The sequence below is a fragment of the Microbulbifer maximicatervae (SeqCode) genome (genome assembly GCF_052467225.1).
Window position 1 is genome coordinate 1,256,251 of sequence record NZ_CP174303.1, and the last position, 17,145, is coordinate 1,273,395.

The 17,145-nt window shown below is 48.3% G+C and carries 9 protein-coding genes; 6 read left to right on the forward strand and 3 right to left on the reverse strand.

Going from position 1 to position 17,145, the window contains the following annotated elements; genetic code table 11:
* Positions 1-103 precede the first annotated feature (103 nt).
* A complete protein-coding gene (locus ACJJIZ_RS05470) occupies positions 104-1,705 on the reverse strand; it encodes an AbgT family transporter (RefSeq protein ID WP_444896033.1) in 1,602 nt (533 codons plus the stop codon).
* A 315-nt stretch (positions 1,706-2,020) separates the two neighbouring features.
* Between ACJJIZ_RS05470 and ACJJIZ_RS05475 the strand changes: the two genes are divergently transcribed.
* Both ACJJIZ_RS05475 and ACJJIZ_RS05480 read left to right on the forward strand, forming a co-directional pair.
* Complete coding sequence (locus ACJJIZ_RS05475; protein ID WP_444907202.1) at positions 2,021-2,722, forward strand: glutamine amidotransferase-related protein; 702 nt, start codon at positions 2,021-2,023, stop codon at positions 2,720-2,722.
* Between the two features lie 364 nt (positions 2,723-3,086).
* Entirely contained in the window at positions 3,087-6,092 is a 3,006-nt protein-coding gene (locus tag ACJJIZ_RS05480; protein ID WP_444915469.1) for a TonB-dependent receptor, read from the forward strand.
* A gap of 107 nt (positions 6,093-6,199) precedes the next feature.
* On the opposite strand, the gene ACJJIZ_RS05485 is transcribed toward ACJJIZ_RS05480, so the two are convergent.
* A complete protein-coding gene (locus ACJJIZ_RS05485) occupies positions 6,200-6,517 on the reverse strand; it encodes a hypothetical protein (protein ID WP_444915470.1) in 318 nt (105 codons plus the stop codon).
* 963 nt (positions 6,518-7,480) lie between these two features.
* Here ACJJIZ_RS05485 and ACJJIZ_RS05490 point away from each other — a divergent pair.
* From ACJJIZ_RS05490 to ACJJIZ_RS05500, 3 genes are read left to right on the forward strand one after another with little or no spacing between them, the layout of a single operon-like run.
* Entirely contained in the window at positions 7,481-8,665 is a 1,185-nt protein-coding gene (locus ACJJIZ_RS05490) for an HlyD family secretion protein (RefSeq protein WP_444915471.1), read from the forward strand.
* A gap of 2 nt (positions 8,666-8,667) precedes the next feature.
* Entirely contained in the window at positions 8,668-11,397 is a 2,730-nt protein-coding gene (locus ACJJIZ_RS05495; protein WP_444915472.1) for an ATP-binding cassette domain-containing protein, read from the forward strand.
* A complete protein-coding gene (locus ACJJIZ_RS05500; protein WP_444915473.1) occupies positions 11,390-13,507 on the forward strand; it encodes an ATP-binding cassette domain-containing protein in 2,118 nt (705 codons plus the stop codon). Before ACJJIZ_RS05495 ends, ACJJIZ_RS05500 begins: the two co-directional genes overlap by 8 nt.
* 630 nt (positions 13,508-14,137) lie before the next feature.
* Here ACJJIZ_RS05500 and ettA read toward each other — a convergent pair.
* On the reverse strand, positions 14,138-15,802 hold the full coding sequence (ettA, locus tag ACJJIZ_RS05505) for an energy-dependent translational throttle protein EttA (RefSeq protein WP_444907208.1): 1,665 nt from the start codon (positions 15,800-15,802) through the stop codon (positions 14,138-14,140).
* A gap of 180 nt (positions 15,803-15,982) precedes the next feature.
* On the opposite strand from ettA, the gene ACJJIZ_RS05510 reads away from it, so the two are divergent.
* Positions 15,983-17,089 (forward strand): enoyl-CoA hydratase/isomerase family protein, encoded by a 1,107-nt coding sequence (locus tag ACJJIZ_RS05510; protein WP_444915474.1) that lies wholly within the window; start codon positions 15,983-15,985, stop codon positions 17,087-17,089.
* Positions 17,090-17,145 lie beyond the last annotated feature (56 nt).

Sequence of the window (17,145 nt, forward strand, 5' to 3'; positions counted from 1 at the left end):
TAGTTACCAGCGGATATAAATGACCAGTTCAAATGTACGGTCATTTTGGGGAGACAAAAAAGCCCGCATAAGCGGGCTCTAGGATTACTGATTAATCAGTGGATTAGCCACCATAGTAGGTAGCTGCACCGGGGCCGACGGGCAGTCCCAAGGCAAAAACCCAGATGAAGAACAGGGCTGTCCATCCGATAAAGAAGAAGATGGAATAGGGGATCATAGTGGCGATCAATGTACCCATGCCCAAGTCTTTCTTATAGCGCGCAGCAAAAGTAATGATCAGGCCAAAGTAACTCATCATCGGCGTGATAACGTTGGTCACAGAGTCACCGATACGGTAGGCCGCCTGGATTACTTCCGGGGCGTAGCCCAGCAGCATCAGCATGGGTACAAAAATGGGAGCTGTCACTGCCCACTGAGCAGAGGCACTGCCCAGCATTAAGTTCACAAAGCCACACATCATGATGAAGAACAGGAACAGTAGTGGCCCAGTGAGGCCGATGCTTTGTAGCGCATCAGCACCTAAAACGGCAAAAATGGTGCCCAGGTTGGTGATCTTAAAGAAGGCGACAAACTGCGCAGCAAAGAACACCAGGACAATGTACATCCCCATACTGTTCATGCTCTTGGCCATGGCATCAATGACATCTCGGTCATTCTTCATGGTGCCGACAACCTTACCGTAAACAAATCCCGGGATAGCGAAGAACACCAGGATCAGTGAGACGATACCTTTTAGGAACGGAGAGCCCGCGACCAAGCCTGTCTCGGGATTACGTAAAACACCCCACTCAGGCACCACCGTCAAAGCGAGTACTGCAGATACGCCCAAAACAGCCAAACCTGCGTACTTAAGGCCGCGCTTCTCGGCGTCGGTCAGGGTGCCAACTTTGTCTTGAGTCAGGTCGACAGATGCTTCACTGGGATCATATTTACCCAGCTTGGGTTCTACGATCTTCATGGTCACCCAGCTACCAACCCCGGTGATCAGGAAGGTACTGACAATCATAAAGAACCAGTTTACTTCCGGGCCCACGGAGTAGGTCGGGTCGATCATATGGGCTGCTGATTCTGTGATCCCCGATAGCAGCGGGTCCACCGTTCCCAGCAGCAAGTTAGCACTGTAGCCGCCAGAGACACCGGCAAACGCGGCGGCCAGGCCAGCGATAGGGTGTCGACCGAGGGAGTGGAAAATCATTGCGGCTAATGGGATCAGTACCACGTAGCCCAATTCAGAGGCGGTATTAGAGATGATACCGGCAAAAACCACTATGACAGTGACTGTGCGTTTGGAAGCCTGGAGTACCAGGCCGCGAACAGCGGCACTTAACAGGCCGGAGTGCTCGGCAATCGCAACCCCCAATAGAGCCACCAAAACTGTCCCCAGAGGAGCAAATCCGGTGAAATTCTTAACCAGACTGGTAACGATCATCCTGAGGCCATCGCCACTCATAAGGTTGAAAACCTCAATGACGCCATCTGGCGCTCGGCCAGCAGCGCCAACCGGGCGGGGGTCGGGGACAGACAGGCCAAAGTAAGAAGCGATACCACTAATGACTATCACGCTAACGGCGAATAGTGCGAACAGTGTGATTGGGTGGGGGAGAAGGTTGCCGAGCCATTCCACTGCATCTAAGAAGCGGATAAAGGCTGTCTTGCGCCCTGGGGGACTGTCCTGCCGATCGCTCGGGGAGGTTGTTGTGGTCATTGTTGGTCCTCAGTCGTTACTGCAAGCGACCCTAATTGCCTCTGGGCCGCCTTGTAGCCGAAGGGTTGGCTGAAAAATGTGCTAAAGCCGAGATCATACACAAAACTACTTCAGCTAAGAATGCCCAGAGAGAAATGTTGCTCCTAGGCGGCGGGCCAAAGAGCTATCAGGCGACCCGGATAGGTAAAAGATCTATGATGAAAGATGTGCTGTTATGGCGCTTGTCATATCAGGGTAAGTCTTTCTGATAGCGGTCTCAGATGACTGGATATGCCATAATCCCAATACTATGTAGTCAATTCAGCGGTGAAAATAATGAAGATTGGAATTTTAAAAACCGATGATGTGCGCAAAGAGCTTGTCGGCGAATTTGGGGAGTACCCGGAGATGTTTGCCGACTTGTTGCGCGACCAGGACTCCAATTTGGAGTTTAACACCTACGAAGTCCAGCACGGCCAGTATCCCGATCATATAGATGAAGTAGATGCTTACCTGATTACCGGTAGCAAGACAGGCGTTTATGACGACAAACCCTGGATTGCGCCCTTAATGGATTTTGTACGCAAGTTACATGGTGAGAAAAAGCCGACCATTGGTATTTGCTTTGGTCACCAGTTAATTGCCCAGGCACTGGGAGGCCGGGCCCGAAAGTCGGATAAGGGCTGGGGGCTGGGGGTGCACACCTATGAAATGCAGGAGACGCCTAGTTGGATGTCTGAACCCGCCCCCAACTTTAGTCTCTTAGTAACGCATCAGGATCAGGTGGATCAGCTGCCGCTTGGTGGGCGAGTACTGGCTTCCAGTGAGTTCTGCCCAATGGCAATGGTGCAGGTGGATGATCATATGCTTAGCTTCCAGGCGCACCCGGAATTCACTAAGCCCTACTCGAATAGCTTAATGGAGCTTCGACGGCAGGCTTTTGGTGAAGCTGTGGTTGATAAAGGGCAGGAGTCGCTCAAGAACGATATCCATGAAAATGCAGTTGCCAGATGGATGTTGGAGTTTTTACGTAAGTAGTATTACGCCAACTAAACTTTAAGGTGGGGTAGCCCACCTTTTTTATACTTGATTCTCCTCATACAAATATTTGATTAATACTCAATAGACTAAATTCGATGGCTGATGTTGGCATTCCCTTTCAAGTAAAAATGGCTTGTTGTTTATTAGTTTATTTCGTTTTCTTCATATTATGAGGATTATATAAGCGTTAAATATTCAGCTTTCACAGTTAGCTTTTTCGTACCACTTTCTGAGTTTGTAATTCGTCTTATTGCTTTAATGGCGTTTTAATTTTTTCTTTATTGAGCGTGTGTATGGTCTCTGTAACGCATATCAGACTTTTGTTTGATTTTTATTAAAACCCTTTAAGGTTTTGTTGTTTTTGAGAACTGATTTGCAATTTTTATGTGTGTTTTTTATTTGCAAAGTTGAGAATGAGTTTTCTCGGGATGCTTATCTCGATGTACCAGATTGCGTCCCAGTTATTCAAATAAAGATAATTTCTGGGGGTTTTATGGTTTCTATATGTAAAGTTAAGAAAGGGTTCTCTAAAAGCCTGTTGGCGATCTCTATTGGTGCCACTCTTTCGATAAGCTCAATTGTTCTGGCAGACAATACGACGGGTACGATTAGGGGGGCTGTGTTAAATGCTGAAAAAGCAGACAAAGTAAGAGTCACAGATATTGCTCGAGGTATTTCCAAAGATGTTTCTATAGGTAATGGAGGCGAGTTCAGAGTGGGGAGCTTGCCGCCTGGAGAGTACCAGCTAGAACTTTATTCAGATGGCCAAGTTACGGAATCTCGTTCAGTATCGGTGAGTTTGGGGGGGACTATTAATATTGCTCTTGGCGATACTTCTGAGATGGAGGAAGTTATTGTTCAAGGGCAGAGAATTTCTCAGTTGGATACAGGGATTGCCGAATCAGGTTTGGTTATTTCATCAGATGAAATTGTTGAGCTTCCTGTAGCTCGAAATTTAGATTCTGTAACGCTTTTGGCGCCAAGTGTTTCCAGAGGCGATCGTACCTTTGATGAATTTGGTGGTGGGACTAGTTTTGCTGGAGCATCAATTGCAGAAAATGTTAGTTATATTAACGGATTAAATACTACTAATTTTAGAAACGGATTGGGCTACTCTACAGTTCCATTTGAATTTTACGACAATATACAGGTAAAAACTGGTGGTTATTCAGCCAAGTTTGGCCGCTCTACGGGTGGGGTAATGAACGCCACTACCAAGAGTGGTTCTAATGAATTTAAATTTGGTACTAGTTTTTATTATGATGAGGAGACTGAAACCGCTCCAAATACCTTTGTCTACGATAATGATCAGGATGAACTAAATACCCGGGAGGCAAATATTTATGCTTCAGGGCCAATCATAGAAGATAGGTTGTTCTTTTATGCTCTCTATAGTGGTGTTTTAAAAAACAAAGAATACTATGGGATGACCAGTGGTCGTGGCTATAAAGAGGAGACCGAATCAGATTTTTGGGGAGTGAAAATAGATGGCTATATTACTGAAGACCATCGAATAGAGCTTACCGCCTTTAGTGATGAGAGAGATATTGTAGAAGGTATTTATAACTATGATTCCGACACAGAGCAAACAGGCGACTATATCGGAGATATTGTTTATGGAAGGGGAGGTTTTAATTGGATAGCTTCCTACATCGGGAATTTAAATGATGATATGACTTTAAGTATTTCCTATGGCGAAAATACACAGGACCGAAGTGAAATACCAGAGAATAAAGATGCTTCTACTGTTTATTGGTATAACCCGGGTCGGGTATCAATTGGTGATTGGGTTGGATCGACAGTGGAAGTTGGTGAAGATACACGGGAAATGTTCCGTATAGATTTTTCTTGGGCTATTAATGATCACTTTGTTGAAGTTGGTATTGATAATGAGGCAAATAGTCTTACAGAAAATACCACATATTCAGGAGGAGAGGTGTGGAGGCTCTATCCAGAGCTAGGGCGGGCTCGCAACCTTATTTATGAAAATGTAGGCAGCTTTGAAACAGAGTCTACAGCTTTTTATTTGCAGGATACCTGGCAGATAACAGATGACTGGTCTGTTCAGTTGGGTTTACGGAATGAGACTTTTACCAATAAAAATGCTGCTGGAGAGAAATTTATTGATGTGAGTGATCAGTGGGCACCTCGATTTTCTACTGTGTGGGACCCAACTGGCGAAGGAAAGCAAAAGGTATTTGCAAATTTTGGCCTTTATTACCTTCCTGTGGCTTCAAATACGAATGTAAGACTTGCGGGTACAGAATTATATACCACTGAGTGGTTCGACTGGGATGGTTCTTGCCTGAATAATGACGCAACTCCGTGTAACTTAGGTGAATCTGACGGTCTTGGCTACTATGCTGATGGGAGCTTAAAGGACACCGAAAGTGTTGTAGATAAGAATATTGATCCGATGTATCAGTCTGAGTATATACTTGGCTACGAATATATTATGGATAGTGGTATTCAGCTGGGTGTACGTGGTATTTATCGCAATTTGGAAGTCGCGTTGGAAGACTTGGCAATTGATGCTGCGGTAATTGACTACTATAACTCGTCAGGTACTTGGGATGCATCCAAAGTTGATGGAGCAAGTGTCGAAGATATATTTGGAGGCTTCCATCAGTACGTATTGACTAACCCCGGCAACGATATGCGGATTTATATCCCTGAACAGGGTGAATATATCAATTTATCGGCAGCTCAATTAAGGTATCCAGAAGCGAAGCGACAATATGGTGCAGTTGAATTTACGTTCAAGCGCCCATTTGATGGCAGGTGGTCATTAGATGCCTCGTATACTTGGGGGCATAGCTGGGGTAATAATGAAGGTTACGTTCGCTCAGATAATGGGCAAACAGATTCAGGTTTAACAACTAACTTTGATCAACCGGGATTGATACAAGGTGGGTATGGTAACTTGCCAAATGATCGCAGGCACACGGTAAAGGCATTTGGTACTTACAGCTTTGATATGGGATTGAGATTAGGGGCTAATTTTATGTGGCAAACGGGTCGCCCAAAAAATTGTTTTGGAATGCATCCCACTGATGTTTTTGCCCAAGCATATGGATCTGAATCTTTTTATTGTCAAGGGGAGCTCAAGTCACGGGGTAGTTTGGGAAGAACCGATGATTACTGGAACCTTGACTTAAATGCGCAATACCCGATTGAGCTTGCCGACAATCAGAGGTTGTTGGTTAGTTTGGATGTTTTTAATGTATTTAATGATGATGCTGTTTTAGAAGTAGAGGAACAAGGTGATCTTGATGGGACATCAGAGCCATATGACTACTTTGGGCGTGCTTATTATTATCAAACTCCTCGCAGTATTCGCTTAGGTTTTAGATATGATTTTAACTAGATTTGATTTTTAACTTAATGTTTATTAAGTCCAGGCAAGTAAAAATTTGCCTGGACTTATATGGTTGAATCTTTGGTTGTTTGTCTGTGCTATAAGCTTTATTCTTTTTAATTTACCCCAAAGAAAAAATCTTCTTCCAGCATAATAATTCGAACTCTAATTGGCTCTTCGATTTGAAATAATCTACGAGCGGATACATCAATTTGAATGGCAAGACTTTGTAGGACCTGATGAGTCCTGTTGGGTTGCTTTTTGCATAATATTTCAATATAGCAGCCTGCAGGAACTGCTAAGGTGGCAGGTATGATCACAACAGCAGTATCTTCTTCTACATCAAGCTCCCGGTTTAGTAGCTCTGTTAAAAAGGATGGGGTTGAATCTGGAGATAGCTTAGACTCATCAAGATAAATTTTGCAGCTGGCCATACTTAGTTTCCGGTTTTAATTAGTTGAATTAGTATCTGTCCTAAAGTGTATTTACCGTAAATTTCTCTTGGTTGGTCATTCTTTAAGGTCTAATTTTAGCTTTTAATAAGGAGAAGTGTCTGAATAATGTAGATGATTATAGTTTTTATAGAGTGGATTTTAATGTCTGTAAATCAAAATTTTTAAGTTGTCAGTACATTTATATAGCGATATTTTATATATGAAAGATGGTTGGTCGACTGATGAAATTAATATATTGCTTTGGTGGAAGTTCAATTGTTAGCGAAATGTATTGCGAAATACGCAATGCCGTAAATAACTTTTAATTCGGCTTTGTGGGGGACAAAGATGACTGCCTCTTTTATTTGGCATAAATAATAAATATGCTTTGATTTGGAGTGTTTAATGACTCGAATTAATCCCCCATATCCTTGGGTAGATCTGTTAAACGTGAAAATGATTTTCAGTTGTCGAGAAGTATAGCTTATCTAGGAGAAGTAGCTAATGTGTTGGCCATATGAATAAGATGTATGTAAGAGCGAAGTTTGTAGACTGGTTAGTTTTTCTTTTCCAGCTAAGGCTTTTGATGGAAAAACTTTTCAATAATTCTAGGGTGCTTCTGTCCGGAAATTATATTTCTATGCGGCCTAATGCAAACTTAAAATTAATATATATGGCCTCAATATATCCTGCTTCTTATTGACTAATTCTGGTAGAGAAGCTCTGAATGAATTGATACTGGGGGCATCAGGGGTTTTTCTAAGCACACTTGTAACGAGTAGATTAGAAGTGTGAAATGATTGTTATTTGTCGAGAAATGAAGTATAGATTTTAATTGACATCCTTAATGTAAGAAATTTAAATTTAGCAAATCTAATTTTGAGCAGTTAGTTTACAATAACCTGCAAAAACAGAGATTTTCTTCTTTACCTGCCTTGCAGGTCGACTAATAGGTTTACAGCATTGTCAACGCCTTTTTCTCATACTACTAGAGCTATTGCCTCAGACTCTATCCATGCTTTGGTTCTTGTTACCTTGTTAGGGTTTTTGCTTCTGATTGCTTGGTTAATTTGGTTTTTTACGAAAGATATTACGATCTACAGTGTAAGTGATGATGCTAGGTTGGAGCAGGAGCAAAACACAATTCATGTAAGTACCCAGAGGGTTGGCCGGGTGATCACTGTTGATGCTGAGCTAGGTGATACCCTTGAGGTCGGGGATATTCTGGTACAACTTGATACGTCTGTACTTGATTTGAGTTTAAAGGGTGATACCAAAATATCTGAAAGCCTGAAGGAGCAACTTGACTCTGTTCAGCGAGAGCGACGGTTACTAGATAAAAAATTTGGCGAAGATGAGAAAGCCCTTAGCGATCAATTGAAGATACTGGAACAAAGGTACCATCTTCAGGTTAGTAATCAAAAGATACAAGCTGAGGTAGCCGATCGTTATGAGCGATTACTGGAGAAACAACAAAGTTCAGAGTTGGATTATTTAGCAGCAAAACGTGCCTACCAGCAAATGGCAATGGCGACACTTAAAATACAAGCGGATATTCGTGCTTTGGAGGATCGAAGAGCACAGCTGATCAGTGAATATGAGTTGGAGGTGAGTACCCTCAGGCAACGAAATCAAGATATAGATGGCAAGCTTGCAGAAGTAGATACCCGTATTCAACAAAGCCACCTAGCTGTGAGTGAGCAAAAATTGCGGGCGCCAATCGCCGGTACACTTGCTGCCCTTGCAGAAATTAGGGAGGGCGAAGTTCTAGCGGCAGGTCAGCAAATAGCGACTATTCAAGCAGAGGGCCTTATCTCGATTCAGGCATTTTTTCCACCGGCACTAGCCCTGGGACATATCCAGCCCGGACAGAAGGCCCAAGTAAAACTGGATGGATTTTCCTGGGCCCGTTATGGGCAATTGGAGGCCCGAGTAGAACGGGTCGCTAGTGCCGTCCAGCAAGGCAAAGTTCTTGTACAGCTATCCTTACAAGGTGAAGCACCGCCCCATCTCCCTTTACTGCATGATTTACCGGCCAGGGTAGAAATTGCCACAGGCAAGAAAACACCATACCAACTGCTTCTACAAAGGACGGGTGAGATACTCTCGGGCAAAGCTCCCGCAGAGACAGTGGAAGAGGGAGCGTAACAGTGGAAAGCAAAAGACGCTGGTTAGTTCCAGAGGTAGTTCAGACCTCTAATATGGACTGTGGTCCGGCTTCCCTGAAGTGTCTGCTCGAAGGTTTTGGTGTAAATACACACTACGGCCATTTGCGCGATGCCTGCCAGACTGATGTAGATGGAACCTCGATAAATACCCTGGAAAAAATTGCGGTAGAGCTTGGGCTAGAAGCTGCCCAGATGGTGGTTCCCGTGGATCATCTCTTATTGAGCTCCACCGGCTACTTGCCGGGATTGGTTGTGGTACGGCTACCAAACGGTAACACTCATTTTGTCGTGGCCTGGAAAAATCATCGCGGTATTGTGCAGGTGATGGATCCCGCCAGTGGTAGGCGCTGGCCCAGCGCGCGTCGTTTTTTGGATGAGTTGCATGTTCATACCGCACGGGTGCCCCCTCAGGGCTGGAGAAACTGGGCAGGTGGTAATGATTTTATTGCCCCGCTGAAAGAGCGTATTGCTCAGTTAAAGGTTGGCAATAAAGAGGCCGCCACGCTCTGTGAAAAAGCGCTAAAGGATGAGAGTTGGCTCTCGTTGGCATTTCTCGATGCATCTGTTCGAATGCTCACCTCATTGGTTACGTCCGGGGCGATAAAGCGCGGAACTGAGATCAGTGGTATGTTGCAGCGGCTGTCTGTTGAATTTACTACAGATACCACCCAAGCATTTTCTTTAGTACCAGAGAATTACTGGTGTGCTCGACCGTCCCGTCCCCGTGGAAGTGAGCCTGCAGAGACAATTGAACTGTCGCCGGAGCAGTTGGAGTTTAGTGGCGCGGTCATAGTGAGCGTAAAAGGGGTTCGCGATGTCAGTGAAGTTAAACCGAAATCGGAAGCGCTATCCAGGGCTTTGCGGGAGCCACCGGTTCAACCTCTCAGGCAGCTCTGGGGGTTGATGCGCGAAGATGGATTGATTGCGCCACTCACTATAGTTATTGCTATGCTCGGAGCGGTATTGGGGCTGATGTTCGAAGCCTTGCTTTTCCGTGGCCTGATTGATATCCACAGCGAGTTAGCGACAGAGATACAGCGAGCAGGCACGATTGCATTGCTGTTGTTCTTTATGATCACATTAATGCTTTTGCAGTTTCCCGCAGGAAAAGTCCAAATGGTGGTCGGGCGCCGTTTGGAAAATCGTTTCCGCATACGGTTTTTAGCGGCCCTACCCAAAATACCTGATCATTTCTTTCAGAGCCGTCCCACCTCTGATACAGCCGAACGCTCACATCGTATTGCCGCCTTGAGAGATTTGCCTGTTCTCGGAACGAGTCTCATTTTTAAAATTTTCTCCCTGTTCGCCACTGCACTCGGAATAATCTGGCTTGCTCCAGCTGCCGCTCCTTTGGTGCTAGTCATGTCGGTATTGCAAGTCGCTGTACCCTTGATGTTCCATCCAGTACTCACTGATTACAGTATGAGAGTACAAACTCATGCGGGAGCCCTGGCTCGCTTCTATATGGATGCGCTGCTGGGAGTTATTCCAATCCGTGCGCACGGCGCCGGTGAGTCTGTTCGGCGTGAGCATGAAAACCTGCTCACTGAATGGATAAGGGCTGGATACTCATCACTGAGTTTTCAGCTCAATAGCCAGGCGGTACAGCTGTTGATTAATTGTACCCTCAGTAGTGTATTGGTGATTTATTGTGTTAATGCACGAGGGGCAAGCCCCGATCTGCTTTTATTGATTTATTGGGTATTGGCACTGCCGCCGCTGGGTGAAGATATTGCGGGACTGATGCGAAGTTATCCACGGCAACGGAATTTTTTACTGAGAGCCCTCGAACCGCTGCAAGCAGTCACTGAAACAGACACAGATAAAAGTTCCGCTGATAGTGTGGAATTTTCCCCGGCAAAACCGGTGGGTATCAAGTTTGAGAATGTCACCGTTAATGCCAGCGGTCGTACTATTCTCGACAAGGTAAATCTGGAAATCAGCCCCGGTGAGCAAATTGCTGTGGTCGGAGCATCCGGCGCCGGCAAGTCGAGCCTTGCCGGATTATTGCTGGGGTGGCACAAACCCGCCAGTGGCCGTGTGATGCTCAATGGTGGAGAGTTGAAGGGAGAGTTACTGCATCGTTTTCGCCTTCACTGTGCCTGGGTTGATCCCGCAATTCAGCTGTGGAATAGCAGCCTTCTGGAAAACTTGAGTTACGGCAATAAGCCCGGAGCTCCCCTTTACCCCATTTTACAGCAAGCGGATTTACTCAAGCTGGTAGCAGCGTTACCGGAGGGGCTGCAAAGCCCGTTAGGCGAAAGTGGTGCCCTGGTCAGTGGTGGTGAAGGGCAGCGCGTACGTCTGGGGCGCGCATTTGGCCGCGAGGAAACTGCTTGTGTGATTCTGGATGAACCGTTCAGGGGGCTTGATCGCCAACAGCGGCAGCGCCTGATGAACCGGGTGCGGGAGGTTTGGCAGGGGGTCACCCTGATCTGTATTACCCACGATATCAGTGAAACCCGGGACTTTCCTCGTGTTTTGGTCGTGGACGAGGGTTGCATTATTGAAGATGGTAATCCCAGTGAGCTTCAAACCCAGGGCGACACGCGCTATGCGCAGCTACTGGCAGCTGAAAGCAGTCTCTGGCAAGAGTGTTGGCAGAGTAGCAGTTGGCGTCACTTGCGCATGGCCAGCGGTCAATTGACAGAAGTACAAGGAGTTCCTGGGGCGACACCGGCCTCCCGGTTTACGGAGGTTGCCAGTGAGTAGTAAAGAATTAATGTCCTATTGCTGGCCAGTGTCGCAGCTGGAGGCCTCCTTACAAGCGTTGGCAAAATACAGCGGCTTGGAGCCTGAAGTAGCGGAGCACAAATCCCTTGGAAGCACCCTGGAGTTGAATGCCAGGTTGCAGGCAGGTGCTGAAGCTTTGGACTTGCAAGTGGAGCAGGTGAGTTGTAGCTACCCAGAGCTGGAAACCATGCTGTTGGGAGCCGCCCCGGCGCTATTGCGGGTTCGCTTTCCCGAGGGGGAATATTTTATCGCACTGTGTGGTGGCAGGGGGCATAAGTTACAGCTGCTCACACCGGCACTGCACCTGGAGAAAGTTTGCCTAGAGCTGGTTATTCAGCAGCTGGCTCGCGAGCTTGAAGGGCCCCAGCGCGAGCGTATCGAACAGTTGCTGGATAGTGCAGACATTCAAGGGCGTCGGCGCAAGAAAGCCATGACCGCCCTACTGCGAGAAAACCTTGCCGGCGTACGCTTGGATGATTTCTGGTTGTTGCGTCAATCCTCTCATCGGTCTTTCCGCTTACAGCTTCGCCAGCGTGGGCTGTATTGGCGCTTTGCCGCCATGCTTGCCTGTCACAGTGCCCAGATGGCTATTTTTCTGTGCAGCTGGTGGGTGATAGGTAGGGCTGTGCTCGAGGGCCATATTGATACCGGCTGGCTATCTGCCTGGGTGTTGTTGTTGGTGACTCAGGTTCCCCTATCCCTGCTCACAGCCCGGCTGCGCGGTGTGGTCTCCGTTGAGACCGGCGCACTTCTGAAACAGCGATTGCTCGCCAGCGCGTTGCGCGTCATTCCCAGTCGTATTCGCCATATGGGTTCGGGTCAGGTATTGGGCAGGGTTTACGATGCGGAGAATATAGAAGCCAGTGCATTACAGGGTGCCTTTTTATTATTGCTCGGTGTTGTAGAGCTGTTAATTGCAGCCTCAATTTTGCTGATGGGAGCTGGTGGTCTTATCTATGCAGCAATTTTGCCCCTATTTTTAGTGGTTGCATTTTTCCTGGGGCGGGCACAGTACTACGGCCGCAAAGAGTGGACAGCACAGCGCCTGTCTATGACCCATCGCTTGATTGAGAAAATGATCGGCCACCGCACCCGGCTCGCGCAGCAGGCACCCGGCGAGTGGCACCGGGGCGAAGACAGTGAGTTAAATAACTACCTGGAAACTTCCTCTCACATGGATAACACCATGGCGCGTTTGCAGGCTTTTTTGCCGCGCCTGTGGTTACTTTTAGGGATCGTGGGGCTGACCCCAACATTTATTAGCGACAGTGCCAGTAGCACCCAACTCGCGATTGCCTTTGGAGGCATGTTGTTGGGGTATCGCGCAGTTTTAAAGTGTATGAATGGTTTTACCAGCGCCTTAAGTGCCGCAATTTCCTGGGAAAAAGTACGTGAGCTGTTCTCCCTGGAAGATCGCCACTTAAAGGGCAGTGCCGGTTCGGCAATGGCCGCGTCGGCTGGCCAGCAGGACTCCTCGCAGCCTCTGTGTTATTTGCGCGATATCCGTTTCACCTACGAGGGAAAAGATCAAGCAGTGTTGGCGGGATGCAATCTCAGCATTTATCCCGGCGACCGGCTTTTATTACAGGGCGCTTCCGGCTCTGGAAAATCTACACTAGCGAATATTCTCACCGGTATTCAACAACCGGATGATGGGTTATTACTGCTCAATGGTTATGATCGTGCGAGCATCGGTGTTGAATCTTGGCGCAGGATGGTTGCTTCTGCTCCTCAATTTCATGAAAACCATGTGTTGGGAGATTCATTTTTATTTAACTTACTGATGGGGGATCAGTGGCCGCCCCACCAGGAGAGCTTGCGCAGAGCTTATATAATCTGCGAGGAATTGGGCCTCACACCGCTTTTAAGAAAAATGCCGGCGGGAATTCTACAGACAGTGGGGGAGATGGGCTGGCGTTTATCTCATGGAGAAATGAGTCGATTATTTATTGCCCGTGCACTGTTACAAAATACTGAACTAGTGGTGCTGGATGAGAGCTTTGCTGCACTCGACCCTGAGAACCTACGTATGGCGGTGGCTTGTGTGCAAAGAAATTCGAAAACACTAATTGTTATTGCTCACCCATAGTTGAGTGCGGGTGTTAATTTTTTATGAGACTTAATTTTAAAGGGATTTTGCTTAACTTAGGAGCGGGCCTATATTGGTGATGCAGCTCGCAGCTAAATATGGCAATAGTAATATGTTGCCAATTTCTTTTGACTTGTAGGCTTTTTTAAGAAATCTTTTGCGGTTAGAAAAATTTAAAAATGGGAAGTATCTCACTAAATGATCTGCGCGGCTTATTATTTGCTACGAACGTGCCATTTAGGTGGGTGAGTTGGATTTTACAAAGTGACGGTTTATCTTTGTTTTTTAGCTGGAAAAGCAACATGAGTTTAGGTTGTGTGACAGGTGAAAGTTTTATTTGTGATTGCTCACCCATAATTGTTGATTATTAATGGTGTAATCTAGTGTGATCAGGTTAAGCTTAGTGTCATCCAATGACCTAATTGGATATTAGTTGAGAACAAATTATACGACAGGAGATTTATATGAACGTAGAAACCGATATTTGTGCGGGCCCTGACGGGGCATTTGAGCCGCCCCGTCTGGAAAATTAAGTTGCTTGATAAATTTGTGCGAGTTCTAATAATCAACTCGTATTTATTTCTTCGAAAGTAAAAAAGCCCGCTTAAGCGGGCTTTTTTATGATCAAAATCAAGTCTTAAGTTTCTTATAATGCATCCGATGCGGCGTTGCATCCTCACCTTTGCGCTGCACAAAGTCCTCGTGGTACTCGGTATAGTTACCCTCGAAGAATACCGCTTCACTCTCACCCTCATAGGCGAGGATATGGGTGGCAACGCGGTCCAGGAACCAGCGATCGTGCGAGATTACCAGGGCACAGCCGGGGAAGTTGAGCAGGGCTTCTTCCAGGGCGCGCAGGGTTTCGATATCCAGATCGTTGGAGGGTTCATCCAGCAGCAGTACGTTGGCACCCTGCTTGAGGGTATAGGCCAGGTGCAGGCGTCCGCGTTCACCGCCGGAGAGTTCGCCTACGCGCTTCTGCTGGTCACTGCCCTTGAAGTTAAAGCGGCCAACATAGTTGCGCGAGCCCACTTCGTAGTTGTTGATCTTGAGCATATCGTGGCCGTCTGAGATGGCTTCCCATACGGTCTTGCTGTCATCCAGATTTTCACGGCCCTGTTCAACGTAGGCGACCTTAACGGTTTCACCCATCTTGATCTCGCCGGAGTCCGGCTGCTCGGTGCCGCTGATCATACGGAACAGGGTGGACTTACCGGCACCGTTGCCGCCGACGATACCTACAATTGCGCCCTTGGGCACGCGGAAAGACAGGTTGTCGATCAGCAGGCGCTCGCCGAAGCCTTTGCTCACATCTTTAAACTCAATCACATTGTCGCCGAGACGCTCGCCGGGCGGAATGTAGATTTCGTTGGTCTCGTTGCGGGCCTGGAAGTCCTGGGACTGCATTTCTTCCAGGCGGGACAAACGGGCCTTGTTTTTGGACTGACGGCCCTTGGGATTTTGGCGGGCCCACTCGAGTTCCTTTTGCATGGCTTTGGCGCGAGCCTGTTCGCCGCGCTGCTCTTGCTCCAGGCGTTTTTCTTTCTGTTCCAGCCAAGTGGTGTAGTTACCTTCCCAGGGGATGCCGTGGCCGCGGTCCAGTTCCAGAATCCAGCCGGCAACATTGTCGAGGAAGTAGCGATCGTGGGTGATGGCAACCACAGTGCCAGTGAAATCGTGCAGGAAGCGCTCCAGCCAGAATACGGATTCCGCATCCAGGTGGTTGGTGGGTTCGTCGAGAAGCAGCATATCCGGGCGGGACAGCAGCAGGCGGCAAAGGGCCACACGGCGCTTTTCACCGCCGGACAGATTGTTTACGTCCGCATCCCAGGGGGGCAGGCGCAGTGCGTCTGCGGCAACTTCCAGGCGGTGCTCCAGGTTGTGGGCGTCCCAGGCCTGGATAATGTCTTCGAACTGTTGCTGTTTCTTGGCCAGGGCATCGAAGTCTGCGTCGGGCTCGGCGTAATCGGCGTAGACCTGTTCCAGGCCGGCGAGGGCGTCGATGGCTTCGCGTACACCGTCCTCTACGTTGCCGCGCACGGTCTTGCTGGCATCGAGTTGCGGTTCCTGGGGCAGGTAGCCGACCTTGATGCCGGGCATTGCGCGGGCTTCGCCGTTAAAGTCCTGGTCGACCCCGGCCATGATGCGCAGCAGGGTGGATTTACCTGCGCCGTTTAGACCGAGTACGCCGATCTTGGCGCCGGGGAAGAAGGAGAGGGAGATGTCCTTGAGGATCTCGCGCTTGGGGGGCACTACTTTGCCCACCCGGTTCATGGTGTATACGTATTCGGCCATTTGGGGTTCCGTAATGGGTGTTGGAATCGGTCAGATTTTGCGCGCAACTTATCAGTTTGCGTAAAAAGTGCAACCGGGCATGTCTGTGGTAGCCCGCTGTACTCGCGTGTGGCTGACGTCAAATGTGATCTGTGTTTAACTGCGACACTATCTAGTACAAGAGCTATAAGACGAATAAAAATGGATCAGGATTCCCCGGTGTTGTTTTCCCGGCGCGGCGCCCTGGCGATCGCGACACTAAACCTCCCCAAGGCTCTCAATGCCTTAAATTCATCCATGATCGATCTGTTGTCGGCCCAGTTGGACCGCTGGGCTGAAGACACTGAAGTCGCGGCAGTCTGGATCGATGGCAGTGGCGACAAGGCGCTGTGCGCTGGCGGCGATGTGGTGGCGCTGTATCGGGAGTCCGCCGCCTATGGTGAGACACTGGACTACGGATTCACCACCGACTTCTTCTCCCGCGAATATCGCCTGGACTACCAGATTCACACTTACGCCAAGCCCGTCGTGGTGTGGGGCGGTGGCTTCGTGATGGGAGGCGGTATCGGCATTATGGCGGGAGCCAGCCACCGGATTGTGACCGAAACCACTCGTATGGCAATGCCGGAGATTACGATTGGTTTGTTTCCCGATGTGGGGGGCAGCTGGTTCCTGAATCGTATGCCCGGGCGCCTTGGACTTTTCCTGGGGCTGACCGGTGCGCAGTTTAATGGCGCCGATGCCCTGTTTGCCGGTATGGCGGACCGCATGATAGGCCGGGATCAGCGGGAATCAGTCTTGTCTGCGTTAGCGGAGCTCAGTTTCGGTGAAAACCTGGAAGCCAATCACCAGTTAATTAGCAATTGCCTTAAATCCCAGGAGCTGCCCCTTCTGGAGCGGCCTGAGTCTGCTCTGCGAGAGCATTATGACCAAATCCAGCAGCTTACAGATTTTGCCACCTTGCCAGAGGTTTGTGCCGCCATCAGTGCATACCAGGGTGTGGATAAGTGGTTGCAGCGGGCAGCTGCCACTTTGGCAGGTGGCTCTCCGCTGACACCCTGGATTGTGTGGGAGCAATTACAGCGGGCTCGACACCTGTCCCTGGCGGATATCTACCGCATGGAGTTGGCACTCGCGGTAAACCTCTGTGCCAGTGGCCACTTCAAGGAAGGGGTGCGCGCGCTGTTGATTGATAAAGACCGCGAACCCCAGTGGCAACCTGACAGCTTGGAACAGATTACACCTGCACAGGTGGAAAGCTGTTTTGTAGGCCCCTGGGCTGGTGAGCACCCGCTGGCCGACCTGTAGATATCGTATTTACCGAGCGTCCCGGGCTGTTAATCGCCAGGGATACCAACAACAAA

Bases quoted from the DNA above. Each gene is read 5' to 3' on its own strand.
- ACJJIZ_RS05470 (WP_444896033.1), bottom strand. From the start codon at position 1,705: ATGACCACAACAACCTCCCCGAGCGATCGGCAGGACAGTCCCCCAGGG.
- ACJJIZ_RS05475 (WP_444907202.1), top strand. From the start codon at position 2,021: ATGAAGATTGGAATTTTAAAAACCGATGATGTGCGCAAAGAGCTTGTC.
- ACJJIZ_RS05485 (WP_444915470.1), bottom strand. From the start codon at position 6,517: ATGGCCAGCTGCAAAATTTATCTTGATGAGTCTAAGCTATCTCCAGAT.
- ettA (WP_444907208.1), bottom strand. From the start codon at position 15,802: ATGGCCGAATACGTATACACCATGAACCGGGTGGGCAAAGTAGTGCCC.
- ACJJIZ_RS05510 (WP_444915474.1), top strand. From the start codon at position 15,983: ATGGATCAGGATTCCCCGGTGTTGTTTTCCCGGCGCGGCGCCCTGGCG.